This is a genomic window from Streptococcus mitis (assembly GCF_905187535.1).
Classification (GTDB): domain Bacteria; phylum Bacillota; class Bacilli; order Lactobacillales; family Streptococcaceae; genus Streptococcus; species Streptococcus mitis_BS.
The window spans coordinates 123,813-147,766 of record NZ_CAJJIE010000069.1 but is presented as its reverse complement, the minus strand read 5'-3'; the positions used below and the strand labels follow the sequence as shown (position 1 = coordinate 147,766).

The following is a 23,954-nucleotide window of genomic DNA, read 5'->3' as shown; positions in this document are numbered from 1 at the left end:
TTGTCTCCTTATTTCATTATTAAAATCCAAATTTTGATTTAAAATCACTCCAATAGCCAATAGATACATCTGGTAATAATTGGAATCTAACTTTGTAACCTGCTTTTTCAATTGCTTCTAGTGCAACTGCTTCCTCTTGAGTAATTGATTGATTATTTCCCAACTTGATAGCACCTGGTCTATCGTTAGCAGGTCCTACAATAATCTCTTTAACATCTCCTGGAATAAAGCCCTGATCTACTAAAATCTCTTTCATATCAATTGGATTCTTAGTAATCAAAAAATATCTACTATCTGATTCTGTTACTTTAGATGATTTTTCTTTAAATGCTTCCTTTGTCCAAACAAATGTTTTTTTATCTGACGCACCTTTATAGGCCTGAATTAAAACCTTATTGGATGCAGCAGCATCATTTACTGCAATTAATCCATCACATGGATGTTCTTTTGCCCATCTAGTGACTGTTTGTCCATGAATCATTCTATCGTCAATTCGTACAAATGTTACTACCATAATTTTTTATCCCTTTCCTTATATAACTAAATATCGTCTTCTTCATTAAGATTATCATCCGATCCGACTTCAAATTCCTGTAGAGCTGAGGATGATTCGTTTAATATCGTAGAAACAAGTTCACTTCCAGTCAGAATGTCTTTCATCACCACTGCTGTAAGTGCCATTGTTAAGTTCATACCTCCCAAAATAGTTGCATTCTCTAATTTTCCAAATTCTTCTAATACTGTTGCAACAGTTGTTAAAGGACTTCCCCCAACAATATCTGCTAAAACAAGAACCGAATCATTTTCATCCAGAGACGCAATAACATTCTTGACCTCTACAGAAAAACCTGCAAGACTTTCTCCATCTTTTAAGCCAATCGCTATGACATCATCTACCTTATCCGAAGCAAACATAGAAAGAGATGATTTCAATCCCTCTGCGAGTCCTCCATGACTGACTAATATCAAATATTTCATATTTCCCTCCTTTTATTGATTTCATTCTATCATCCTTATCTTCACTTTATAATTGTTAAATGTCACAAAAGTTTATTGATAAATGTCAATAAAAAAATGACAAATGTCAATAAAGACATCTGCCATGTTCATATTATTTAAGAACAAATAATCTCGACATCTATTTAAGGGTTCCTATATCTAGTTCTTTTTGTAACTTAATAAGACTACCTTCAATATCCGTGTTATTTTCATCCATAGATAATGCTTCTAATCTTTCTTCTATTCCAACCAATGATTTTGAATCTATTCCTTTTGAAATAGTTGTAATTGAATTTTTCATTATATAATCCAGTGAAGTAGTCGTTAAGGCATTTTGACCAATCATTCCTTTCTTCATCAACTCTTCACTCTTCAAACTAGTTACTACCTCTGGTAATACTGAGCTTCCTTGACCCTTATTAAATAAATTTTGTTGAATTTCACGATTAATTGTTAAAAATTCTATAAACGATACGGCAAGGTTTGAATTGCGAGCACGCGAAGAAACTACGTATAAGGAAGTATCTGTTACAGTCGAACGAATGTCTTCCTTAGCCGTTGGCAACGAAATACATGTCCAGTTAAAATTTGTATATTTGGCCACATGATAAGGAAAAGGTTTGTATGTACGATATTGTGCCAAACTCATTGGATAAAAGGCCACATGTCCTTCATCAAAATCTTTATAGGTTACTTTGTAGCGTCCGTTTAATTGATTCAATCCCCTTATATAGGATAAAGCATCCTTCATTTCTGACGAATCTATACGAGGAATCCCGCTCTCAGAAATAGTAACACCAAAGGCTGCTAGAGATTCTTTCCAACTATATCCTGTTATCCCAAATTGATCAACGATTCCATCTCCATCGGTATCTTTTGTAACTTTTTTACTAATCTCATAGAGATCTTTCTGTGTCCACCCTACTTTAGGAATTTCAATCCCCTCTTTTAAAAGTAAATCTTGATTTACACACATCAACATGGGATTGCTTTCATATGGAAGACCGTATAAATCATCTCCATATTTTGCTGCCTGCAAAGATACATCATAGAAATTAGAGACATCTTCTTGAGATAAATAGGAATTTAGGCGCTTTAAAATACCCTTTGATGCAAATAAAGATAATTGGTCGCTTGATAATAGAAATACATCCGGTTCAGAACCTTTTAAAATTTGACTTGAAATCCAATTAGAATACTCCTCCTTAGGAATACCTGAATCATATACAATTTTAACCCCTGGATGAAGCTCTTCAAATTTCTTAATAGCCTCATCTAGTACATAGCTGTTATTCCCTGTAGGAATTCCCCAACTAGAATCAGAATAAAAACCCAGTCTAATAATCTTTATCTGCTTGTTTTCCCAAATAAGAAATAAACTCAAGCAACTTAGTACAAACAGTATCGCTAGAAACAATTGCTTTACTTTCATTTATCCATTTCCTTCGAAAAATTCTTTTGTGTCACACCTGTTTGTACAGCCCATATGGCTAACTGTGTCCTATCTCTCAAATTTAGTTTTGAAAGAATGATAGAAAGGTAATTGCGCACTGTTCCCTCGGATAAAAAAAGATTACTGGCAATTTCCTTATTTGATTCTCCAAATGCCACTTGCTGAATAATTTTCCATTCTGTCAGTGATATATTTTCAATATTCTCTTCCTTCACAGTAATAGAAAAATTGGTCTGTGCCATCTGCGAGAACAATTGAAATACCTTACTAGCTATATTAGGATTAATCATAGCTCCACCTTTATACACTGTCTGAATGGCTTGATATAACTCGTCGGTTGAAACTCCTTTTAATAAATAGCCAGATGCACCGTATTTTAAAGCACTAAAAATGAATTCGTCGTCATCAAATGTTGTTAAGATTATAATTTTTATATTTGGAAAAAGTTTTTTGATTTCTTTTGTAGCCAATACTCCATCCATTCTGGGCATTCTAATGTCCATTAAAATTATATCCGGTTTTACAGTCATAATGTTATCCATAGCTTCAATACCATCACCAACAACGGATACAACATCAATATCAGCATATACTGATAAAATGATCTGCAAGGACTCTCTAATTAACGCCTGATCATCTGCAATCATTACCTTTATCATATACTTCACCTCCTATTTTTGGAAAAACTATTTTAGTGTAAAATCCTTCCCTATTTTCAAAATGAATAGAACCACCTAAAATAGAAACTCGCTCTCTCATTTGTTTCAAGCCATACCCAATTTGTAAGTCGTCAAAACCTATTCCATTATCATGCAAAACTATTATGTTGTTATCCTCACTCATAAAGTGAATGCTCATTTTACTAGCATGTCCGTGACGAACAGAATTTGTCATAGATTCTTGTATAATCCTAAAAATAGTATCTTCCTGTATAACATCTAAATCAATATTTCCCCATTCATATTTTAAATCGACAGAGAGTTTAGATAGAGATTCATACTCACTAATCATTAATATTAGAGCATCTTTTAAACCATTATTTTGCAAAGCTCCTGGTCTTAGTCTATGTAATGATCCCCTAACATCTTTTATCCCCTCTCTAACTGCATTTGAAACATTTTTCAACTGTTCTTTAGCACGGATAGGATGAACATCAATTAGTACAGAAACAGCATCAATCCCTGCTGAAATTCCTGTCAACGCATGTCCTAGAGTATCATGAATTTCCCGAGCAATTCTTTTCCTTTCTCGATCTTCAGCGATTTTCTCTGATAACGATATGTAATGATTCAATTCAGTGTTGACTCTAGATAACATTTTAAGCTCTTCCTCAATATTATGATGTTCTTTAATCACGTATAGGATATAAGACAATAAAGAGATGATGAAAATAATAACATTTAATGATGTCAATGCATTTTCTAAAAATAACACTATACCTCGTATGGAAGATGGATAAAATTGGATATAGGTAGCTAGAGATGGAACCTTTATAAATAGTGACAAGATTTCATAATCTGTTAAAAGTAATATTAAAAAACTCAAGAAAATAAAAATAATCCAGGAACGTTTACTATCAGAGTCTTGAAACTCTCTTGAACTATAGAATATATCAGCAAAAACTAATAATATTATTCCATTGTATGACAGATTTTGTGACCATATAACACCAATCATTAATACTATTTCAAACAAATTCCATTTTGAAAAAATTGGCCATTTTTTCTCAGTTGAGTACATTTTATAGGTAGATATAAAAATAATACCGACGAAAAAAATAATTGAATACCAAAAAATCTGGTCAGGTGATTTTGAAATATTATTTAATTCTCCCAATAAGAGTATCATCTGTCCCTTTGAAATTACATAGTTTGTAATCTGTATATACAAAGCTCCATTGTATATAATGGTTAGAAAATTAATTAATAAAAGCAAAATTATAGAGTACTGAACACCTTTTACCTGTTTCATTACTGCCACCCATTAATATCAAACTGAATTATATTATTTTTATCAACAAATTGTACAGGTATAGTATATAATTCTTCAACTTCTTCTTTTTTTACTAATAAATCTATTGTTTCCGATACTTTTCTACCCATATGAGATGGAAATTGAGCAACTGTTCCCGTAACTTCATCTGTTGTAGCTAATAAATGCTTCATATCTGGTGAACCATCTATTCCGTAAATAAGTTTTTTTGAAGTTATTTTCAATTCTTTAATTGCTGCTAGAGCTGCTAGAGCTCCTATAGCTGCTCTATCATTTAAAGCCACTATAGCATCAAATTGTAAACCTTCAGATAACGCATCACCTACAGTAGTCATAGCATACTCTGTTTGACCAACTGTTTCTCTTTCTGAGATAATTTGGTAATGTTCTTCTGATTTTATTGTATCCAAAAAGCCAGTTATTCTCTGGTTAGCTGATAAAGCATCTTTGTGCGTTAACAAAAGAATATGAGCATTTGAGGTGCGTTTCATCAAATCCTTGGCAATTAATATCCCAGCATGGTAATTATCAGAAACTATGCTCGTATCAACTTTTATATTATTCAACTGACTATCTACTGCTATAACTCTAATTCCAAAATTCTTTGCCCTACTTAACGCTTCTACTATTTGCTCGCTATCACTCTTAACCGGATTAATAACAATAACATTCACTCGCTTCTCTATAAATTCATCAATTTGTTTACTCTGTTTTTCTTCACTCATCTCTGCATCCCGAGTATACAATATCTGACCTTCTAAATCAGAATAGCGTTGAATCTCATTATGTAAATGTCTATAAAATTCACTATTCATTGTCATATAAGTCGCTCCAACTTTTATTTGTCCCGGAATAGGATCTGTCTGACTCACATGAGTATAAATCGCAAAAACAAATACGACTACTGTACAAAATATAATTTTGACGATTGTTCTTGTATAATCTCTACTCATTTCAACCTCCAAAAAGTTTCAACTAGTTCATTGTAACACATTTAGACAGTATAAAAAAGCCTGAGAACAACTCAGACTTTTTAATGCTTAAAATGGCAATTCTTCCTCTTCCAAGACCAAATCCGCCAAATCCTGTCCTGCATTATTTTCACGAATGGCACGTTGAGCACGACTTTCCAAAAGTTGGAATCCTGTGACAAGTACTTCAGTCACATAATTCATTTGACCATTTTTCTCAAAGCGACGGGTACGAAGTTCTCCATCCACAGAGATAAGACTACCTTTAGTTGCGTAGCTGGCCAAGCTTTCTGCTAGTCTGCCCCATAGAACCATATTGACAAAGTCAGCTTCGCGCTCCCCATTTTGGTCTTTGTAACGACGATTCACAGCAATGGTTGCACGCGCTACTGACTTGTCATTGTTGGTTTTGTGCAATTCTGGTGTAGACGTTAAACGTCCAATCAAGATAACTTTATTATACATATTTTCTTCCTCCTACTTATCTATTCGTAGGAAATCAAAAAAAGTTACAGAAATTTGTAACTTTTCGAGAAAATTTTTTATTTTTTATGAACCATGAAACCTGTCGCCTGTTGATTGGCCATGATGGTCATATCTGTAATCTGCACACGACGAGGTTGACTGGTCACATAGACTACTGTGTCTGCAATATCCTGAGCTTGCAAAGCTTCGATTCCTTGGTAAACGGACGCAGCTCGTTCTTTATCACCGTGAAAACGTACCGTCGAAAAATCTGTTTCGACAATCCCAGGCTGAATGGTTGTAACCTTGATATCCGTTGCGATGGTATCAATTCGCAGTCCATCCGAAAAGGTCTTAACCGCTGCCTTGGTAGCTGAGTAAACAGCGGCACCCGCATAGGCGTAGATTCCTGCGGTTGACCCCATGTTGATGATATGTCCTTGATTGGCTTTTACCATTGCTGGCAAGAAAGAGCGAGTGACTGCCATCAAACCTTTGACATTGGTATCCAGCATGGTCAACATATCCAACTCTTCATAGTCCTGATAAGGTGCTAAACCTAGAGCCAGTCCGGCATTGTTGACCAGAATATCAATCTGACCTATCGTTTCTAGAATATTGGAGCAAACAGTCTTCACCATGGTCATATTCGTCACATCTAGTTGAAAGGTCCAGACATTTTGATTTGGATAGGTTGCTGCAAACTCCGACTTGAGGGCTTCGAGCCTGTCTGTCCGTCGTCCTGTTAGAACAACATTCTCCCCCTGCTCCAGATAAGCACGCGCAATCGCTTCACCGATTCCTGAGGTCGCCCCTGTAATCACTACATTTTTTGCCATCTTATTTCCTTCTAGCTGGTCTATCAGATACTAACAAGTTCCTAGGCAGTCCAGTGTTTGGCTGGGTCAAATGGAGTTCCGACAACTTGGGCTTCTGATAATTCAATAACCCCTCGTTTTTGCGGAGCATTTGGCAAATGCAATTCACGAGGACTGCACATCATGCCAAAACTCTTTTCACCACGAAGTTCTCCTGGGAAAATGAGATTGCCTTTTGGCATCATAGCTCCAGGAAGAGCTACAATGGTTTTCAACCCGACACGCGCATTGGGAGCTCCTGCAACGATTTGCACTGTCTTGTCACTTGCGACTGCAACTTGGCAGATGTTGAGGTGGTCACTATCTGGATGGGCTACCATCTCGACAATCTCACCAACAACAAACTTAGGTTCCTTGTCATTGACAATTTCTTCTGTAAAACCTTCCGCCTGTAATTCTTGGTTCAAACGAGCGACTTGTTCATCTGATAAAAAGACTTGACCTCGCTCTGCAATTTCAAAGAAACTTGAAACTTCGAAAATATTCCAAGCTACTGTTTCTCCATTCTCTTTTAGAAAAACACGGGCTACCTTGCCTTTGCGTTCTACATCCAGTTTGGCATCTCCGCTATTTTTCACGATGACCATAAGGACATCACCGACATGTTCTTTGTTATATGTAAAAATCATTGTTTCTATTTTCTCCTATTTCAGTCCTGCTAAAAAGTCATTAATTTGTTGCTTGCTTTTACGGTCGCGATTGACAAAACGACCGATTTCCTTGTCCTTTTCTAGAACAACAAGGCTAGGGATTCCGTAAACATCCCAGAGTTTAGCCAAATCCATATACTGGTCTCGGTCCACTCGAATAAAGGTGAACTCTGGATTGGTCTCCTCAATCTCTGGCAAGGCAGGATAGATATAACGACAATCGCCACACCAGTCTGCTACAAAAAGAAAGACCTTCTTGCCATCTTTTTCTACTAAAGATGCTAATTCTTCTATACTTGCTGGTTGTATCATAAGACTTCCTCCTCATAGACTAGGTCTTCGTTTTCATAGATAAAGGTATAATGACGGCCATCCTCAAAAATGACACCACCGACTAGTCGTTCTAGACTACTTTCATAAACTTGAACATAGAGAGTCGCAATTTCCCCCATATCTGAAAAATGGTCTCGCACAATCGCTGTCAACTCTTCCTGAGTCTTCATGAGCTTATGGTCATCTGCAACTTTTTTCGTAGCAAGGGCAAGGCTCCCAATACCAAGCAGAGCCAGACCTGCCATCAACATTTTTTTAGCTTTCATACCATTCATTTTAACACAAAAAAGACTTTAGGACAAATGAGGAAGCAGCAGAAAATCAAGTAAAAAGCCTCTTCCTTTAAGGAAAAGGACTTCTTTATACTCAATGAAAATCAAAGAGCAAACTAGGAAGCTAGCCGCAGGTTGCTCAAAGCACTGCTTTGAGGTTGTAGATAGAACTGACGAAGTCAGCTCAAAACAGCGTTTTGAGGTTGTGGATGACGCTGACGTGGTTTGAAGAGATTTTCGAAGAGTATGATTCTTATTGCCAGGCGCCTGAGTTACCAACGTAGTAACCATCAGGTGTGTAGGTATTGCGAAGCATCTTACCTGATGAAGCTAGATAATACCACTTACCATTGTCTTTGACCCAATCATTCGCAATCATGGCACCAGAAGAACTTACATAATACCATTCTCCCTTGTCATAAAGCCAAGTGCTTGCTTTCATGGCTCCTGAGGTTGATAAATAGTACCACTTGCCTTGGTCGTAAAGCCAGTCACTCGCAATCATGGCTCCTGATGATTTAAAGGCATACCAGTTGCTACCTTGATAAAGCCAAGTTTGATTGAACATGACCCCTTTATCATTCATAAAGTACCAAGTTCCATTGTCATAAACCCAATCCTTCTGCACTAATTGACCTTGTTTTTGATAGTACCAGTTTTGATTTGATTTTAGCCAACTTTCTGCTTTTACAATCGGATAAAGTTCTTTGAAAGATCCTCCATCATATTTGTGACTGATAGATTTTAGTTTTTCAAGTTTCAACTCGCCATTGCCATAGTCTGCCCAAGCAAAGACTTTTTGACCATTGACAGTCTCTGGTAAAGTAGCAGTGTAAGTCTTGGTTTGATAATCCCATTTAGCATCGAGGTAGGTGTATTGATCATTTGATTCTTCAATACGATAGTAACCTCTCTTTCCACTATCATTATGAATATCATCCACAACTTTCGTTGACCAGGTCTTGACTTCGTTTCCGCTCTTAGCCTCGACCTTGATATCTCCTCTATAGCCATATGGAACATAGAAATTCAGATAACGCCCTTCTACGCCAATCATAGACTTGTCCTTTTCTTGACCTAGGAAATTGACAGTTTGATCTTGACCATTGAGACTAACTGTCCACTCGATTTTCTCTGTTTTTGGCAAATCCAAGACTTTGATATCCACTTCATGACCATTGTTAAACCGAAGAATCTTGCCATCTTGATACTGTACTCCACACTTAACAACCCATTCTTCTTTAAGCTCAAATGCCTGCCCTGAATGTGGAAAAGCCAGTAAAGCTAGACCAGCTAGAGACAAACCAAATAGTGTGATTTTCTTCATTGTAGTTCCTCCTTAGTTGTTGTTATGTTAATTATATCACTATGTTTTTATTTTGCAACTCATATCCTAAATATGCAAGCAAAAAACCTCTGAGATTGTTCTCAAAGGTTATAATCTAGCTAATTGCTGTTCTCAACTGCTGCAGTGACAAAGGCTGTGTAGAGTTCTTCTGGGCGATTTGGACGGCTTGACAGTTCAGGGTGATACTGACACGCTACAAAGAATTTATTTTCAGGAATTTCCACGATTTCTACCAAACGATTGTCTGGAGAAACTCCTGAGAAGACAAAGCCTGCTGCCTCAAACTGCTCACGGAAGGCGTTGTTAAACTCATAACGGTGACGGTGACGGCGTTGCACCACTTCTTGATTGTGATAAGCAGCCGCAGCCTTAGAGCCACGTTTCAACTTAGATGGATAAAGTCCCAAACGAAGGGTTCCACCCATATCCTCAACATCAATCTGATCACGCATGATATCAATGATAGGGTATTTTGTTTCTGGTGCAAGCTCTGCAGAATTGGCACCTTCGAGTCCTAAAACGTGACGAGCAAACTCAATACAAGTCAGCTGCATTCCCAAGCAGACACCTAACATTGGAACATCATTTTCACGCGCATAGCGGATGGCTTGGATTTTACCTTCCGTACCACGTTGACCAAAACCTCCTGGTACGATGATTCCGTCTGCATCAGACAAGAGCTCTGCTACATTCTCTGCCGTCACATCATTGGCATTGATCCAATTGATTTTAACTTCTGCATCGTTGGCATAACCAGAGTGTTTCAAGGCTTCAACAACAGAAATGTAGGCATCTTGCAACTCAACATACTTACCGACAAGGGAAATTTTTACTTGTTTCTTGAGGTTCATGACCTTGTCCACCATAGCTGACCACTCTGTCATATCCGCTGCTGGTGCGTCTAATTTCAAGTGATCACAGACAATTTGGTCCATACCTTGTGCCTGCAAGTTCAATGGAATTTGGTAAAGATGTTCAACATCTAAAGACTCGATAACAGCCTCTGGTGCCACATCACAGAACTGGGCCAGTTTGTTTTTAATTCCTTGACCAGCTGGCTCTTCTGTACGAATAACCAACATATTTGGCTGGATTCCCAAACCGCGTAATTCTTTTACAGAGTGTTGAGTTGGTTTGGTTTTCATTTCACCAGCTGCCTTGAGGTAAGGAAGGAGAGTTGTATGGATGTACATGACATTGTCCGCACCCACATCTGCCTTCATCTGACGAAGGGCCTCTAGGAATGGCAAGGACTCGATATCCCCGACAGTTCCACCAACTTCTGTAATAATGACATCAGAATCAGTCGTTAGAGCGGCACGCTTAATTTTTTCTTTCAAAGCATCTGTGATATGAGGAATGACTTGAACAGTTGCCCCAAGGTATTCTCCACGGCGTTCCTTACGAAGAACTTCACTATAAATTTTCCCAGTTGTCACGTTGGAATATTTATTGAGATTGATATCAATGAAACGTTCATAGTGACCCAAGTCCAAATCTGTCTCAGCTCCGTCATCTGTCACAAAAACTTCCCCGTGCTGGTAAGGACTCATAGTTCCTGGATCAATATTGATATAAGGGTCAAATTTTTGAATGGTTACTTTTAGACCACGATTTTTCAAGAGACGTCCCAGACTTGCTGCTACAATCCCTTTCCCAATAGACGATACCACACCACCAGTTACAAAAATATATTTCGTAGACATAGATTCCTCTTTCTAAAATGCTCAAGGCCTTGTTAACTACAAGGGGAGATAGAAAACAAAACCCTACTAATAAGAATAATCTGGGACAACTGCACCAGATTCACAACTAAAATACAAGAAGATAACTTCTTGAAAAAACAAAAATAGCTCCCTAAGAACTAGGGAGCCCCGACCTCTAAAAGAGGTGCCCGAACATTATGATACCTAAAATTAGGATAATTGTCAATAGCTAACTTTTATTCCTCGATGTTTTCAGCATCATCATCTGAAAACTCGTCGTCATCTTCGTTAAGATCCACGTCTTCACCCAAGTCATCTGGGGCTATTTCGTTGATTTCTGCATCGTAAGCTTCCACTTCATTTTTCTCATCATCTGGATTTTCATCATCGTATGAAAGAGCTGGATCTGCTTCGTATGCATCTTCGTCTTCTGGATCATCTGCATTGTAGTCAATAGCATCAGAATCACCATCCATGAAGGCATTGACACGTTTTTTCTTAGCTTTTGGTGCTACTTCATCGTCGTCATTTTCTTCAAGAGCGATGATTTCTTCGTCGATTTCGTCTACACCATACCATGAACGAAGCCCCCATTTGTTGTCTCCAAGTGAGATGAAGCTACCGTCAAAGTTCAACTCTGTGTAGAACAAAGGCAAGGCTTCACGGATATCGCTGTTTGATGTTCCAAGGTAGTTTTGAATTTCGTTTACAAGATCGCTAAAATGCATCTCATGGTCGCGACCACGAAGTTCCAAGATAGCACGCGCTACCTCAATCATAGATAGTTCACTTTTTTCTTGCCCAGCAAATACTTCTAATTCCAAAGCGTTTCTCCTCATTTATACTACTATCGCCAGAGCGAACAGACTCTGACCTCATTTTATCATTTACTCTTTATTTTACGATAATTTTGCAGAATAGTCAAAGGTTAAGGGGAACTAATACAAATCTTCTAAGCTTCTATATTCAATGATTTCATTTTTTATGATGCTCTTTTGGAATTCAAAATGATTCAAAGGATTATCAATTAACACTAGCTTGGGAATATCATCTAGGTTAGTAACTAAGGATAAAATAAAATCTGATTTAAACTCTTTGGCTTTTTCATATTCTCTGGCAGTCAATCGAATGCGACCCTTAGATTTTCGAATTCCTTTAACTTCGGCAAGATAGGAATGCTCTTGAACATCTACTTGAAAGTCATATCCATCACCATAAAGACGGGCATCGGTCAATAGTCCACCTTGAAATTTTTCTTCTTTATCAAAATGAAGGAGAAAATAATTCTCAGCCTCCATTCCAGTTTCTTGTAGACGTTTGAATTTAGTTCGAATAATTGGTTTTTCAATGGTAGTAATGCCTGTTCGCTTTCCTTCGCTGGCAAGTAACATTTTAACGATTTCAGCATAACTATGAACATCTTCATTTCCAAACATCATATCAATTAAATCTTTACGAAAACGGTAAACTTCAGCTTTCTGCCACCAACCTTTTCGATTATTGTCAAAATAAGGATCAAATAAATCCATTCTATTTTTTACAACTCCAGTTGTTTCAGCAATTCCCAGAGAAACCACATAGCGATAAAACTCCGACTTGCTAGAACATTGAAATTCTTTTATAAAAAGCTTGTCAAACTTAGCAAGACCATAGCCAATTAAATTTAACAATTCATAATGCGGGTGCTTATACTCAATGAAAATCAAAAATCAAACTAGGAAGCTAGCCGCAGGCTGTACTTGAGTACGGTAAGGCGACGCTGACGTGGTTTGAATTTGATTTTCGACGAGTATTAGACATCACTTTCTCCATCAATAAATATTGATTTCATTATACCAAAAAACACGGCTCATCACCGTGTTTCTGTGTTTATTTCACCAACTTCTTCATCTCATCAATACGTGCGACGGTCGCATCGTATTTCGCTTGGTAGTCGGCTTGTTTGTCACGTTCTTTTTGGACAACTTCTGGTTTGGCATTGGCTACGAAGCGCTCGTTAGAGAGTTTCTTGCCGACCATATCCAGTTCTTTTTGCCATTTAGCGAGTTCCTTGTCGAGACGAGCCAGCTCTTCTTCGACATTGAGAAGATTAGCCAGTGGCAAGTAGATTTCTGCTCCTGTGATGACACTTGACATTGCGAGTTCAGGGGCAGGGATGGTTGATGCGATTTCCAAGTGTTCTGGATTTGTGAAGCGTTTGATGTAGTTGACATTGCTGTTAAAGAAGGCTTCCAAGTCGCTATCGCTTGTTTTAACAAGGATGGTGATAGGCTTGCTTGGTGCTACGTTTACTTCAGCACGCGCATTACGAACGGCACGGATCAAGTCTTTGAGACTCTCTACACCTGTGTGAGCAGCGAGGTCTTCAAAGGCTGGATTGACAGTTGGGTAAGCCGCTGTAACGATAGAGCCTTCTGAGATTTGTCCAAAGATTTCCTCTGTCACAAATGGCATGATTGGGTGGAGGAGACGAAGGATCTTGTCCAAAGTGTAAAGGAGAACAGAACGTGTGATAACTTTCTCTTCTTCGTTGTCGCTGTAAAGGACTTCCTTAGTCAACTCAACGTACCAGTCCGCAAACTCATCCCAGATGAAGTTGTAGAGGATATGTCCAGCGACACCAAACTCAAACTTATCAAAGTTGGCAGTAGCTTTTCCGATTGTTTCATTGAGGTTGTGGAGAATCCAGCGATCAGTGACATTTCCAGCTTCCTTGTTGACCACTTTTTCGACATTGGCAGTTGCTTGCTCAAGGGTCAAGCCTTCATTGTTCATAAGGATGTAGCGAGAGATGTTCCAGATTTTGTTAATGAAGTTCCATGAAGCATCCATTTTCTCGTAAGAGAAGCGCACGTCTTGTCCTGGTGCAGAACCGTTTGAAAGGAACCAACGAAGGGCATCAGCACCGTATTTCTCAATGACATCCATAGGGTCAATTCCGTTTCCGAGAGATTTAGACATCTTGCGTCCTTGCTCGTCACGGATGAGACCGTGGATAAGCACGTTTTGGAATGGCTGACGACCAGTAAATTCCAAGGATTGGAAGATCATACGAGATACCCAGAAGAAGATGATGTCGTAACCTGTTACCAAGGTTGAAGTTGGGAAGTAGCGTTTGAAGTCTGCTGAGTCGACATCAGGCCAGCCCATGGTTGAGAATGGCCAAAGGGCAGAACTGAACCAAGTATCCAAGACATCTTCATCTTGTGTCCATCCGTCACCTTCTGGAGCTTCTTCACCGACGTACATTTCACCCTCAGCATTGTACCAAGCAGGGATTTGATGACCCCACCAGAGCTGACGAGAGATTACCCAGTCGTGTACATTTTCCATCCATTGAAGGAAGGTATCGTTGAAACGAGGTGGGTAGAATTCTACCTTGTCCTCTGTATCTTGGTTGGCAATAGCATTCTTAGCCAATTGGTCCATCTTGACGAACCACTGAGTAGACAAGCGTGGTTCAACCACAACACCTGTACGCTCTGAGTGACCAACACTGTGAACACGTTTTTCGATTTTAACAAGGACACCGATTTCTTCCAACTTGGCAACGACTGCCTTACGAGCTTCAAAACGGTCCATGCCTGCAAATTCAAAGGCCAAGTCATTCATGGTTCCGTCATCATTCATGACGTTGACTTGTGGCAAGTTATGGCGTTGACCAACCAAGAAGTCGTTTGGATCATGGGCAGGCGTGATTTTCACAACACCAGTACCAAACTCAGGGTCTGCGTGTTCATCCCCAACGATTGGAATCAATTTATTAGCGATTGGAAGGATGACATTTTTTCCGATCAAGTCCTTGTAGCGTGGGTCTTCTGGATTGACCGCAACGGCAACATCCCCAAACATAGTCTCAGGACGAGTTGTTGCCACTTCAAGGGCGCGTGAGCCGTCTTCTAGCATGTAGTTCATGTGATAGAAGGCACCTTCTACGTCCTTGTGGATAACTTCGATATCAGAAAGGGCTGTGCGAGCAGCTGGGTCCCAGTTGATGATAAACTCACCACGGTAGATCCAACCTTTCTTGTAAAGGTCCACAAAGACCTTACGAACAGCTTTTGACAAACCTTCGTCAAGAGTGAAACGCTCACGAGAGTAGTCTACAGAGAGCCCCATCTTGCCCCATTGTTCCTTGATAGTAGTGGCATATTCGTCTTTCCATTCCCAGACCTTGTCGAGGAATTTTTCACGACCTAGGTCATAACGCGTAATACCCTCACCACGTAAGCGCTCCTCAACCTTAGCTTGAGTGGCAATCCCCGCGTGGTCCATCCCTGGAAGCCAAAGCGTATCAAAACCTTGCATGCGTTTTTGACGGATGATAATATCTTGAAGAGTCGTATCCCAAGCGTGACCAAGGTGGAGTTTCCCAGTTACGTTTGGTGGTGGAATCACGATAGAATAAGGCTTAGCCTTTTGATCGCCTGAAGGCTTGAAAACATCAGCATCAAGCCATTTTTGGTAACGACCAGCCTCAACCTCGGCTGGATTGTATTTAGGTGAAAGTTCTTTAGACATGTGTTTGTCCTTTCTCTATTTTGTTCATTTTATTTTGAATTTGCTTAGCAACTTCTTCTGCAGACAAATTCGTATTATTTATTTTAAGGTAGTGGTACAACTCATTCGGTTGATGTTGGGAATTTAATTGAAGTGTTTCAGCAGTCTCTAAAATTTCTCTTTCAGATACCTCAATATGTCGTTTTAAGGGTTTGTGCTTTAATCGATTCTCCGTTCGATTTCGATGTAAGCGCTCCTCAAGACTTGTTTCCAACTCCACAAAAAGAATCTCTTGATGATAGTCATCCAATAAATCCTGAATTTGCTTTAAATACATCAGCTGGTACTGATTTGAAAAATCAATTACGTCAGTTAAAATTACTGATCGCTGATTTCTTGCACTTGCTCCAAGGAAAGAAAAGGTGATTCCACGAACAAATTCCCACATTTCCTCTGTAAAGTCCTGATAGATTTCTAATGCAAAATCGATGGCTTGATGGTTATAAAAGAGGGTAGAATCCGTCAGTCGAGATAGTTCTTGACCAATGGTCATTTTTCCTGAGGCCGGAGCACCAATGATGAAAACATGCATCAAATTACCTCCCACTCACTCCTCAGCAAACCATATATCAGACTGTCACAGCGGTTTCCTTGAACATCTTTACGGTCTCGGATACGAGCTTCGAGGGTAAATCCAAGTTTTTCTGCAACTCGTTTACTTTGGACATTATAACCAAAACAAGTCAATTCAATCTTGTGAAGACCTAGTTCTCTAAAAGCTAGGTCAATCAAAGCTCGCGCTGCTTCTGGAACATAACCTCGACCCCAATAGTCTGGGTGCAAGGTGTAGCCAATCTCCAGTACATCGTCTTCGTGCCGATGGTTGAAATCAACAGAGCCGATGACTTTATCGGTTCCTTTGACGACAATCCCATAGCCAGCTGGGAGATTGTCCTTTTGATTGCGTTCTGGAAGGATATGCTCCAGATAGTAAACCTCATCTTCAAGGGTTTTGACTGGAGGAAAGCCTGCTGGATAGGCGACCTCTGGCAAACTAGCATAGGCATGGATATCTTCAGCGTCAGTCACTGTACGAACTCGTAGGACGAGTCGTTCGGTTTCTAATCGTTCTGGCAATTCAGCTCTTGACATCCTTCTTCCTCGCTTTCTTGATAAAGCTTCCCATGGGATTGACTCGGTCATCTAGATAACGATAAACGCGCTGATGCCCGTCCCCCATAAAGTAAGTCGGCGCAAAACGGTCATTTTTAAAATGTCCCTTATCATCCAAGAGTTCAGAATTAACCAGTCGCTCGATAATCTTGGCAAAGATGTGACAAATACCGTCTTCCTCAATAATTCTATCAACTTGACATTCTAATACGACTGGACAAGCCTCTAAAATCGGAGACTGAGTCTGTTCAGAAATCTCGTGGTCTAGCCCCAGGTGTTTCAATTTCTCTCGATGACTGATAAAACCAGCCTGCTCCATCTCGAGCATGAGATTTTCATCAGGAATATTCACAGTAAACTTCTGGTAATGCTTGATTTGCTCAGCCGCATTTTCCTCAGCTCCGACACCAATGACTAGCCAATCTCCCAAGCTATAAGAGGAGCTACAGGTCGTAATATTGTGTCCAAAATTCTGATCCTGATATCCCAAAATGAAAATAGGAAAGCCATAATAGAGTTTACTTGTTTTAAAAGATTGCTTCATGACAACCTCCTTTGACCAAGATACAAAAGAAAAACCCTGCCATCTACATGACAGGGACGAATGTGTTTATCCGCGGTACCACCCAAATTCGGGCAAGGCCCGCAACTCTCGTCTTTAAAATAAAAAGACAATTTTATTTCATTTTTCATCCATTAGCAACCAGTTTTGACACATTTGTGGACTTCTCAGCACCGCCACTTTCTGTAAAATGTGGGATTCAAAACACCTCTAATGGCTTTATTGTAACAAGATTTTGACGGAAATGCAAGGATCAAGAAAAATTACTTGAACTTGATGCCATTTTCCTTCAATTTCTTAATAGTAGCTGGGCCGATTCCTTTCAAGGCAAGGAGTTCTTTTTCAGTCCAGTTTTTGAAATCTGACGCAGACTTGATTCCTTCATCATAGAAAGTTTTGGCACGGTCAAGTGGAAGTCCACCCAAGTTTGCTGCAAAATCTTCTACAGAATTGGCTACTTTTTGAGCTTGCTCTTTGGTAGCTTCTACTGCTTGTTCAACTTTTTTAGAAACAGCCTTACCAGCTTGGCTTGCTGACTGTTCTGCACGTTTTACGACTTTTTTTGTCTCTTCTACAACCTTCGTCACAGTACTTGAGAAAGCACCTGCACGACGGAGGCTATTTCGTAATTGTTTTTTACGATTGAGTTTCTTTGACATGATAAAATCCTTTCAATAAAAAACCCCTGCTCTGACAAGGATTTAATATAAATATTCTATCAAGATTTTAGTAAAAAATCAAGAATCTATCTCGTTTAATAATTTCTCTCACCAAACAAGCCTTCTGGCAAATCATGGAATCCCTTGCCTGCTTTGAAGTTTTCAAACTTACCAAGCAAAAACTGATAAGCATCCAAGCGACTTTCGTATCGAATCATGGCATCTTTGGCACGCTCATCTTGGTCTTCTTCATAGACTTTTTGGCTTTCCTTGTGCGCCATGTCGTTAATCATAATCTGGGTATTGACCCAAGCCTCAAATTCCTTCATAAACTCTTGTTCGTAACTCATTTTTTCTCCTTATTCTAATCCACGGAAATAGTCCGTATCAATCTCACGGTAGGGTTGAATATCCTGAACATACTCCAGCACCCCTTGAAATTCTCCCTCTTCATCGTGCACTGCTGCGTAGGTGATGTGGACAAACTTACCTCGCGACTCAGACTTGAACCACATTTCATACTTGTCCTTAGTACCCTCACGAAGCCCCTTCATAATGGTCTTAACCTTGTCCAAATACTTAGGTGGATGACAGAGTTCAACATTGCGCCCAACTTGGGACGGCGTCCGTTTGAAAATCATCTCGTCAGTCGGCGTATTGTCATTATAATACTGGAAAATATCGTCTTTATTGACAAAAGTAATCTCCATAGGGAGGTGATTGAGAATGAGATTGGCCTGCTCGACCGAGAGATAGCCATTGCCAAAAGACTGTTGACTATGACGGTCCAGCACTGCTTCCTTTTCCTTAGGAGTAAAGGTAATTGTAAACTGACCTTCTGGCGTATCGATGACTTTCTGAACTTGACCCTCTACCGTTTCTAGCTGAATAGGCTCCTCTGCGCTCTTTTCCTCAACAAAACTCTGTCTTTCTGGCACCCATTTCTCAGACGGACGGATGATGGCATAGCCATAGGTATCGCTCTCCTCCGCAATCTGAAGCCAGTCATCCTGAGTAAAGGACTCAAGGAGAATCATGAGAAGGATGGACTCTTCCTTGAAAATCATACTTTCAAACTCTGTCGCAAAGGCTTCAAAAGCTTCTTTTACGCTGCTAATTGACACTTCTGGCAGTGACTCGGCTGTTGTTAGAGCTGTTTGAAAGAGTTCCCTAATCTGGTCATCCACTCCCCACATGACCTTAGGAGGGGAATCGTGTCCATAGCGCTCCATGATAGGAAAGAAGAGTTCTTCCTTGCGCTGGTAGTGGATGTCAAATTGCCCCACAAGTCCCATCTGACGCACCAAGCCCTTACGCATCTCCACCAGCATTTCTTCATCTTCCATAGACTCATAGGTATCTAACAATCTCCGAATGCGAATCAAGGCCGCACGGAGGGCTAGATTTTCTTCTTTGAAAATCCGAACTGGGTGACCTGGATGCTCAGTATCCTCTACTTCGACACTTTTAATAGCATTTTTAAAAAGATTAGCATGGACATCGCAAAGTTCCATAACATCTTCAAAGGTGACACCTGAGTCTGAGTTCATCAGCTCGTGCTCCATGAGGGAAATCTCTATGGCTGAGACACCTGTAAAGGTCGCATCAAAACGCTCCTGAACCGACTCAGGAGAGGCGCCATTATGCAATTCTAACAAAATATCCCGCAGGACATGAATTCGTTCATCTGCCATTAGTCTAATCCAATCACTTCGTAACCATTTGCTTCCAGCGTGCGGACAATCTTGTCCATAGGAGTTCCTTCAAGCTTAGAACCCTGTTTGAGTGATACTTTACGACCAACTGTGTTGCGCATCAAGGGATTAGCAAGGGGTTTAAAACCAAGCTCAACTAGAATTTCCAAGACTTCTGGATGCTTGTCCACCACTTCTGCAACGGGAATTGACACATCGATGATATTGTCCATGACGACCTCCATTGTATGTTCTAAAATGATTTTACTGCTTTTATTATACCACAAGGAAAGAGATTAAAAAACTAGCAGTGGAGTTCCTGCTAGTTCTCTGCGATTTGGATTACCATCTAGATAAGTTTAAAGAGCCAATCCAATAGTTTAAATAATAGCTTGTAAAACAGCAATTGGACTGCAAAAGAGATGATCATCCAAAAGAATTTCACAATCCCAAAAATTGGTTTGATAAAAAGAATAGCAAGAAGACCCAGAAAAATTTCATTCTCTCTCCTCTGGCTTGATGAGCCACCGAGCCGTATCCATTAACTTGTCTGCAATAAAAAGTTTCCCCAGACCGACAACGACATTGTCATCTTTCTTTATCGTTTTCATTACTTTTACACCTTGCACGGTCAAAAAGTAATTACCATAAATTTTAGCAAAAGCTTTGATAGGCCCCATATTATCTTCCCTCGTTTAACTACACTTTCAAAATATTGACGATACCAGTCTTGCTGGCTATTTCTGTGAAATTTACTCTTTTCATTTCCTATAATATCATACAAGTTGAATTTTATAAGGCTTTTTAATAATGTTTAACTCTGGAAAGGTTCCGCCAGCATGTTTTATTGCCTTTTCCTCCACCAAAAAAGAGGGTTGCCCCTCTTCTTAGTTCTTATCCAGATTGCGTAGCATTTCGTCAATCTTGTTTCCATATTCGATGGATTCGTCTTTGACGAAAGTCAAATCTGGGATTTTGTACAATTTCAAATTGCGACCAAGTTCACGTTTGATAGTACCAGTTGCTTTTTCAAGCCCGATTTGGGCTTTTTGATTATCTGAAGCAAGGTTACTCAAAATGGTATAGTAAACCTTGGCAACAGACAAGTCACCTAGCATCTGAACATCTGTGATGGTCACACCTTGGACACGCGGATCACGGACTTTCTTTTGCAAAATCTCATTGACTTCACGCTTGATTTCCATGCCCACACGATCCGTACGAAAATGATTTGCCATGATATTCCTTTCTCTACTTCGAACCAAAAGCTAGGCCAGCAGACCTAGCTATTTTTAAACTTCTTGATTTTTAATTCAAATTGAAACGAAGTTCAATTTGAACTCATCCGCTTCTTTCGCCGTGGTGAAAGTGATGGAACTGATTTATCAGTCCCATCACAGGGGATTTTTGAGACCCTAGGCTCAAAAATAAGCAATGAAACCATCGGTTTGCTTGCGTCCCTCACCACCTAAGAAAGGAGCAAAAAATCTTATCGTTTGATTTCTTCCATGACATAGGCCTCAATCACATCGTCAGTCTTGATGTCATTGTAGCCATCAATCATCAATCCACCTTCACGACCGTTTGTAACTTCTTTCACGTCGTCTTTGTAGTGTTTCAAGCTTGCGAGTTCGCCATCATAGATAACAACACCGTCACGGATAACACGGACTTTAGAGTCACGAGTAACCTTACCGTTGATAACCATGAATCCACCGATAGTTCCCACTTTAGACACCTTGAAGGTTTCACGAATAACTGCTTCACCGATAACTTTTTCTTCGAATTCTGGATCAAGCATCCCTTTCATGGCTTCTTCCATCTCTTCGATAACCTTGTAGATAATGCTGTGGAGACGGATTTCCACATCGTCAGCTTCAGCTTGTTGACGAGCTTGTGGTGTAGGGCGTACGTTGAAACCAACGATAAAGGCATTTGAAGCTTCGGCAAGAGTCACGTCAGATTCGTTGATGGCACCGACCGCTGAGTGAACAATGGTAACTTTAACACCTTCTACATCGATTTTCTGAAGTGAGGCAGAAAGGGCTTCAACAGAACCTTGTACGTCGGCCTTGATGATAACGTTAACTGACTTGAGTTCACCAGCTTTAAGTGTATCAAAGAGGTTTTCAAGACTGACACGTTGAGTAGCTTGACGTTGTTTCATAAGGGCACGTTTGGCACGCTCTTCACCTGCTGCACGCGCAGATTTTTCATCTTCGTAAACGGCAAAGTGGTCACCCGCCATTGGAGCTTCATTCAAACCTGTGATAGAAACTGGTGTTGATGGTCCAGCAACTTTAACACGACGACCAAGGTCATTGGTCATAGCACGGACACGACCGAAGGTATTTCCGACAACGATAGGGTCTTGAACATTCAAAGTACCTTGTTGAACAAGAAGGGTTGCGACCGCACCTTTTCCTTTATCCAAGCGCGCTTCGATAACGGTACCGATCGCACGCACTGTTGGGTCTGCCTTGAGTTCTTGGATTTCTGCCACAAGAAGGACTGTTTCCAACAATTCTTCGATGTTTTGGTTGAATTTAGCTGAAATTTCAACAAATTCAGAATCTCCACCCCAAGCAGTTGACATAACTCCATGCTCTGCCAATTCACCGATAACACGTTCTGGGTTGGCACCTGGTTTATCAATCTTGTTGATAGCTACGATAATTGGAACGTTGGCTGCTTTTGAGTGATTGATAGCTTCGATTGTCTGAGGCATAACTCCGTCATCTGCCGCTACAACCAAGATAGTAATATCGGTAACAGACGCACCACGCGCACGCATCGATGTAAAGGCCGCGTGTCCTGGTGTATCGAGGAAGGTAATCTTCTTGCCGTTTTCCACGATTTGGTAGGCACCGATATGTTGAGTGATACCACCTGCTTCACCTGTCGCAACACGAGAGTTACGAAGGGTATCTAGGAGTGTTGTTTTACCGTGGTCAACGTGTCCCATGATAGTTACGACTGGTGGACGCTCAACCAATTCATCTTCATTGAGATAACCATCTTCGACAAAGAAACGTTCGATGTCGGCATTATCCACTTCAACCTTTTGTTTGGCTTCGATACCATAATCCACCATGAGGAGTTCAATTGTTTCCCCATCCAAGGATTGGTTTTGTGTGGCCATAACACCCATCATAAAGAGTTTCTTAACGATTTCAGCTGGTTCACGTTTGATACGTTTTGCGATTTCCGCAACAGTCATACCATCTGTATATTCAAATTCTGTTGGCAATTCATGGAATTTACGCTCTGTAACAGGTTTTGGAGCCTGATTACGATTGTTCTTGTTATTGCCTTTTTTGTTTTTCTTGTTGTTATTCCAGTTACTATTCTTTTGATTTCTCACTTGATTTTGACTACTTCGATTCTTTTGTTGTTTTCTAGGACCATCTTCTTCGTGATCATAATCGTCACGATTTTTGTCTGGTCGAGCTTGTTTTTTACGACGTGTATCCACTGCAGGTTCTTTTTTCTCAGGGACGACTTCAACCACTGCTTGAACTTGCTGTGCTTGTTGCGCTTGTTCAGCTAACTTAGCCGCTTCTTCAAAGATTTCCTCTGGTTCCTTGCGTTTGTTAGCTTGGGCCAAGGCTTCTTTAGCAGCTTGATACTGCTTGAAGCGTTCCTCGCTTGAACGTGCGTATTCTGCATTTTGCTCTGCTTTTAGGGCTGCTGCACGGGCTTTAAAATCAATGCGTGGAGCCGCTTGATTTGGACGCTTATCCTCTTGTTGACGGCGATCGTTTGCACGATTTTGCTGACCTTGCTGTTTCTTAGCTTGATCATTAAAGCGACGATTGTCGCGGTTGCCTTGACCTTGTTTTCCACCATTACGGCCGTCGTTTTTCTGACGGTTGCCGTTTTGTTGTTGGTCACGGTTATTGCCCTTATTTTGCTTACGTCGTTCTGCCTGCTCTTTGGCACGGGCTTCACGCTCAGCCTTGAAATTACGACTTTGCGGTTTAGCTGCTACTTTTTCTGTTTTAGGAGCGACTGGCTCAGCAGTTTTTGCCTCTTCCTTGGCTACAGCTGGTTTAGCTGGCTCAGATTTTTCGGCTTTCTTTTCTGCACTTGCTTTTGGTGCTGCAGGTTTTGCTTCTACTTTTGGAGCAGCTGCAGGCTTAAAGCTGGCAGCGATTTTTGCAGCGACAGCTTCTTCCACACTTGATGAGTGGCTTTTCACATCCAAGCCCAACTCTTTTGCACGCGCTACAACTTCTTTACTTTCTTTTCCAAGTTCTTTTGCGATTTCGTACAATCTTTTCTTAGACAAATCATGTC

At 40.1% G+C, this 23,954-nt stretch carries 26 protein-coding genes; all 26 read right to left on the bottom strand.

Translation table 11 applies throughout. The features are described from left to right. Positions 1 to 19: 19 nt before the first annotated feature. Positions 20 to 514 carry a PTS sugar transporter subunit IIB gene (locus tag JQ841_RS09760; RefSeq protein WP_020903146.1) on the bottom strand — a complete coding sequence of 165 codons (495 nt, stop codon included), beginning with the start codon at positions 512 to 514 and terminating at the stop codon, positions 20 to 22. Between the two features lie 26 nt (positions 515 to 540). Further along, entirely contained in the window at positions 541 to 978 is a 438-nt protein-coding gene (locus tag JQ841_RS09755; protein ID WP_020903145.1) for a PTS sugar transporter subunit IIA, read from the bottom strand. A 160-nt stretch (positions 979 to 1,138) separates the two neighbouring features. Next, positions 1,139 to 2,431, bottom strand: coding sequence for an ABC transporter substrate-binding protein (locus JQ841_RS09750; protein ID WP_203180774.1), 1,293 nt, complete (start codon positions 2,429 to 2,431; stop codon positions 1,139 to 1,141). Further along, positions 2,428 to 3,111, bottom strand: a complete 684-nt coding sequence (locus JQ841_RS09745) for a response regulator transcription factor (RefSeq protein WP_020903143.1) — start codon at positions 3,109 to 3,111, stop codon at positions 2,428 to 2,430. Before JQ841_RS09745 ends, JQ841_RS09750 begins: the two co-directional genes overlap by 4 nt. Next, positions 3,086 to 4,423 (bottom strand): sensor histidine kinase, encoded by a 1,338-nt coding sequence (locus JQ841_RS09740; protein WP_203180773.1) that lies wholly within the window; start codon positions 4,421 to 4,423, stop codon positions 3,086 to 3,088. The genes JQ841_RS09745 and JQ841_RS09740 overlap by 26 nt, the downstream gene beginning before the upstream one ends. Further along, the gene (locus JQ841_RS09735) at positions 4,423 to 5,397 is read right to left on the bottom strand and encodes a substrate-binding domain-containing protein (protein WP_203180772.1); all 975 of its coding nucleotides are present in this window, start codon (positions 5,395 to 5,397) and stop codon (positions 4,423 to 4,425) included. The genes JQ841_RS09740 and JQ841_RS09735 overlap by 1 nt, the downstream gene beginning before the upstream one ends. An 87-nt stretch (positions 5,398 to 5,484) precedes the next feature. Beyond that, on the bottom strand, positions 5,485 to 5,880 hold the full coding sequence (locus JQ841_RS09730; RefSeq protein WP_064276278.1) for a single-stranded DNA-binding protein: 396 nt from the start codon (positions 5,878 to 5,880) through the stop codon (positions 5,485 to 5,487). 77 nt (positions 5,881 to 5,957) lie between these two features. Continuing rightward, complete coding sequence (locus JQ841_RS09725; RefSeq protein WP_064276277.1) at positions 5,958 to 6,719, bottom strand: SDR family NAD(P)-dependent oxidoreductase; 762 nt, start codon at positions 6,717 to 6,719, stop codon at positions 5,958 to 5,960. Between the two features lie 41 nt (positions 6,720 to 6,760). Then, positions 6,761 to 7,387 (bottom strand): YtpR family tRNA-binding protein, encoded by a 627-nt coding sequence (gene ytpR, locus JQ841_RS09720; protein ID WP_203180771.1) that lies wholly within the window; start codon positions 7,385 to 7,387, stop codon positions 6,761 to 6,763. Between the two features lie 15 nt (positions 7,388 to 7,402). Beyond that, positions 7,403 to 7,720, bottom strand: a complete 318-nt coding sequence (locus tag JQ841_RS09715; protein ID WP_156011615.1) for a thioredoxin family protein — start codon at positions 7,718 to 7,720, stop codon at positions 7,403 to 7,405. Then, positions 7,717 to 8,016: a DUF4651 domain-containing protein gene (locus JQ841_RS09710; RefSeq protein WP_203180770.1), complete on the bottom strand. Its 300-nt coding sequence runs from the start codon at positions 8,014 to 8,016 to the stop codon at positions 7,717 to 7,719. Before JQ841_RS09710 ends, JQ841_RS09715 begins: the two co-directional genes overlap by 4 nt. 250 nt (positions 8,017 to 8,266) lie before the next feature. After that, entirely contained in the window at positions 8,267 to 9,340 is a 1,074-nt protein-coding gene (locus JQ841_RS09705; protein ID WP_203180769.1) for an N-acetylmuramoyl-L-alanine amidase family protein, read from the bottom strand. 119 nt (positions 9,341 to 9,459) lie between these two features. Continuing rightward, positions 9,460 to 11,067, bottom strand: a complete 1,608-nt coding sequence (locus JQ841_RS09700; RefSeq protein ID WP_000105236.1) for a CTP synthase — start codon at positions 11,065 to 11,067, stop codon at positions 9,460 to 9,462. Between the two features lie 236 nt (positions 11,068 to 11,303). Next, positions 11,304 to 11,891 (bottom strand): DNA-directed RNA polymerase subunit delta, encoded by a 588-nt coding sequence (gene rpoE / locus JQ841_RS09695; protein ID WP_000418401.1) that lies wholly within the window; start codon positions 11,889 to 11,891, stop codon positions 11,304 to 11,306. Between the two features lie 114 nt (positions 11,892 to 12,005). Further along, positions 12,006 to 12,764 (bottom strand): protein NO VEIN domain-containing protein, encoded by a 759-nt coding sequence (locus tag JQ841_RS09690; protein ID WP_203180780.1) that lies wholly within the window; start codon positions 12,762 to 12,764, stop codon positions 12,006 to 12,008. Positions 12,765 to 12,936: 172 nt separating this feature from the next. After that, positions 12,937 to 15,588, bottom strand: a complete 2,652-nt coding sequence (locus JQ841_RS09685) for a valine--tRNA ligase (protein WP_203180768.1) — start codon at positions 15,586 to 15,588, stop codon at positions 12,937 to 12,939. Then, positions 15,581 to 16,159, bottom strand: coding sequence for an AAA family ATPase (locus JQ841_RS09680; RefSeq protein WP_203180767.1), 579 nt, complete (start codon positions 16,157 to 16,159; stop codon positions 15,581 to 15,583). Before JQ841_RS09680 ends, JQ841_RS09685 begins: the two co-directional genes overlap by 8 nt. Further along, positions 16,159 to 16,719 carry a GNAT family N-acetyltransferase gene (locus tag JQ841_RS09675; RefSeq protein WP_203180766.1) on the bottom strand — a complete coding sequence of 187 codons (561 nt, stop codon included), beginning with the start codon at positions 16,717 to 16,719 and terminating at the stop codon, positions 16,159 to 16,161. The genes JQ841_RS09680 and JQ841_RS09675 overlap by 1 nt, the downstream gene beginning before the upstream one ends. Beyond that, positions 16,706 to 17,284 carry a flavin reductase family protein gene (locus tag JQ841_RS09670; RefSeq protein WP_084947421.1) on the bottom strand — a complete coding sequence of 193 codons (579 nt, stop codon included), beginning with the start codon at positions 17,282 to 17,284 and terminating at the stop codon, positions 16,706 to 16,708. Before JQ841_RS09670 ends, JQ841_RS09675 begins: the two co-directional genes overlap by 14 nt. A 281-nt stretch (positions 17,285 to 17,565) precedes the next feature. Then, positions 17,566 to 17,961, bottom strand: a complete 396-nt coding sequence (locus JQ841_RS09665; RefSeq protein WP_000038635.1) for a helix-hairpin-helix domain-containing protein — start codon at positions 17,959 to 17,961, stop codon at positions 17,566 to 17,568. Positions 17,962 to 18,056: 95 nt separating this feature from the next. Beyond that, the gene (locus JQ841_RS09660; RefSeq protein ID WP_000119707.1) at positions 18,057 to 18,311 is read right to left on the bottom strand and encodes a DUF1912 family protein; all 255 of its coding nucleotides are present in this window, start codon (positions 18,309 to 18,311) and stop codon (positions 18,057 to 18,059) included. A gap of 9 nt (positions 18,312 to 18,320) precedes the next feature. Beyond that, complete coding sequence (locus tag JQ841_RS09655; protein WP_203180765.1) at positions 18,321 to 19,655, bottom strand: DUF438 domain-containing protein; 1,335 nt, start codon at positions 19,653 to 19,655, stop codon at positions 18,321 to 18,323. Continuing rightward, complete coding sequence (locus tag JQ841_RS09650; RefSeq protein ID WP_000368739.1) at positions 19,655 to 19,888, bottom strand: DUF1858 domain-containing protein; 234 nt, start codon at positions 19,886 to 19,888, stop codon at positions 19,655 to 19,657. The genes JQ841_RS09655 and JQ841_RS09650 overlap by 1 nt, the downstream gene beginning before the upstream one ends. Positions 19,889 to 20,152: 264 nt before the next feature. Further along, positions 20,153 to 20,335 (bottom strand): hypothetical protein, encoded by a 183-nt coding sequence (locus tag JQ841_RS09645; RefSeq protein WP_138337533.1) that lies wholly within the window; start codon positions 20,333 to 20,335, stop codon positions 20,153 to 20,155. Between the two features lie 207 nt (positions 20,336 to 20,542). Further along, the gene (rbfA, locus tag JQ841_RS09640; RefSeq protein ID WP_001273601.1) at positions 20,543 to 20,893 is read right to left on the bottom strand and encodes a 30S ribosome-binding factor RbfA; all 351 of its coding nucleotides are present in this window, start codon (positions 20,891 to 20,893) and stop codon (positions 20,543 to 20,545) included. A 251-nt stretch (positions 20,894 to 21,144) separates the two neighbouring features. Beyond that, positions 21,145 to 23,946: a translation initiation factor IF-2 gene (gene infB, locus JQ841_RS09635; RefSeq protein WP_203180764.1), complete on the bottom strand. Its 2,802-nt coding sequence runs from the start codon at positions 23,944 to 23,946 to the stop codon at positions 21,145 to 21,147. Positions 23,947 to 23,954: the final 8 nt, after the last annotated feature.

Coding starts and splice junctions, on each gene's coding strand:
- JQ841_RS09755 (WP_020903145.1), bottom strand. CDS start 978: ATGAAATATTTGATATTAGTCAGTCATGGAGGACTCGCAGAGGGATTG.
- JQ841_RS09660 (WP_000119707.1), bottom strand. CDS start 18,311: ATGAGTTACGAACAAGAGTTTATGAAGGAATTTGAGGCTTGGGTCAAT.
- JQ841_RS09760 (WP_020903146.1), bottom strand. CDS start 514: ATGGTAGTAACATTTGTACGAATTGACGATAGAATGATTCATGGACAA.
- JQ841_RS09745 (WP_020903143.1), bottom strand. CDS start 3,111: ATGATAAAGGTAATGATTGCAGATGATCAGGCGTTAATTAGAGAGTCC.
- JQ841_RS09735 (WP_203180772.1), bottom strand. CDS start 5,397: ATGAGTAGAGATTATACAAGAACAATCGTCAAAATTATATTTTGTACA.
- JQ841_RS09670 (WP_084947421.1), bottom strand. CDS start 17,284: ATGAAGCAATCTTTTAAAACAAGTAAACTCTATTATGGCTTTCCTATT.
- JQ841_RS09715 (WP_156011615.1), bottom strand. CDS start 7,720: ATGATACAACCAGCAAGTATAGAAGAATTAGCATCTTTAGTAGAAAAA.
- JQ841_RS09655 (WP_203180765.1), bottom strand. CDS start 19,655: ATGGCAGATGAACGAATTCATGTCCTGCGGGATATTTTGTTAGAATTG.
- JQ841_RS09665 (WP_000038635.1), bottom strand. CDS start 17,961: ATGTCAAAGAAACTCAATCGTAAAAAACAATTACGAAATAGCCTCCGT.
- JQ841_RS09725 (WP_064276277.1), bottom strand. CDS start 6,719: ATGGCAAAAAATGTAGTGATTACAGGGGCGACCTCAGGAATCGGTGAA.
- JQ841_RS09675 (WP_203180766.1), bottom strand. CDS start 16,719: ATGTCAAGAGCTGAATTGCCAGAACGATTAGAAACCGAACGACTCGTC.
- JQ841_RS09730 (WP_064276278.1), bottom strand. CDS start 5,880: ATGTATAATAAAGTTATCTTGATTGGACGTTTAACGTCTACACCAGAA.
- JQ841_RS09700 (WP_000105236.1), bottom strand. CDS start 11,067: ATGTCTACGAAATATATTTTTGTAACTGGTGGTGTGGTATCGTCTATT.
- rbfA (WP_001273601.1), bottom strand. CDS start 20,893: ATGGCAAATCATTTTCGTACGGATCGTGTGGGCATGGAAATCAAGCGT.
- JQ841_RS09685 (WP_203180768.1), bottom strand. CDS start 15,588: ATGTCTAAAGAACTTTCACCTAAATACAATCCAGCCGAGGTTGAGGCT.
- JQ841_RS09710 (WP_203180770.1), bottom strand. CDS start 8,016: ATGAATGGTATGAAAGCTAAAAAAATGTTGATGGCAGGTCTGGCTCTG.
- JQ841_RS09750 (WP_203180774.1), bottom strand. CDS start 2,431: ATGAAAGTAAAGCAATTGTTTCTAGCGATACTGTTTGTACTAAGTTGC.
- JQ841_RS09740 (WP_203180773.1), bottom strand. CDS start 4,423: ATGAAACAGGTAAAAGGTGTTCAGTACTCTATAATTTTGCTTTTATTA.
- JQ841_RS09680 (WP_203180767.1), bottom strand. CDS start 16,159: ATGCATGTTTTCATCATTGGTGCTCCGGCCTCAGGAAAAATGACCATT.
- JQ841_RS09645 (WP_138337533.1), bottom strand. CDS start 20,335: ATGGGGCCTATCAAAGCTTTTGCTAAAATTTATGGTAATTACTTTTTG.
- ytpR (WP_203180771.1), bottom strand. CDS start 7,387: ATGATTTTTACATATAACAAAGAACATGTCGGTGATGTCCTTATGGTC.
- JQ841_RS09650 (WP_000368739.1), bottom strand. CDS start 19,888: ATGGACAATATCATCGATGTGTCAATTCCCGTTGCAGAAGTGGTGGAC.
- JQ841_RS09705 (WP_203180769.1), bottom strand. CDS start 9,340: ATGAAGAAAATCACACTATTTGGTTTGTCTCTAGCTGGTCTAGCTTTA.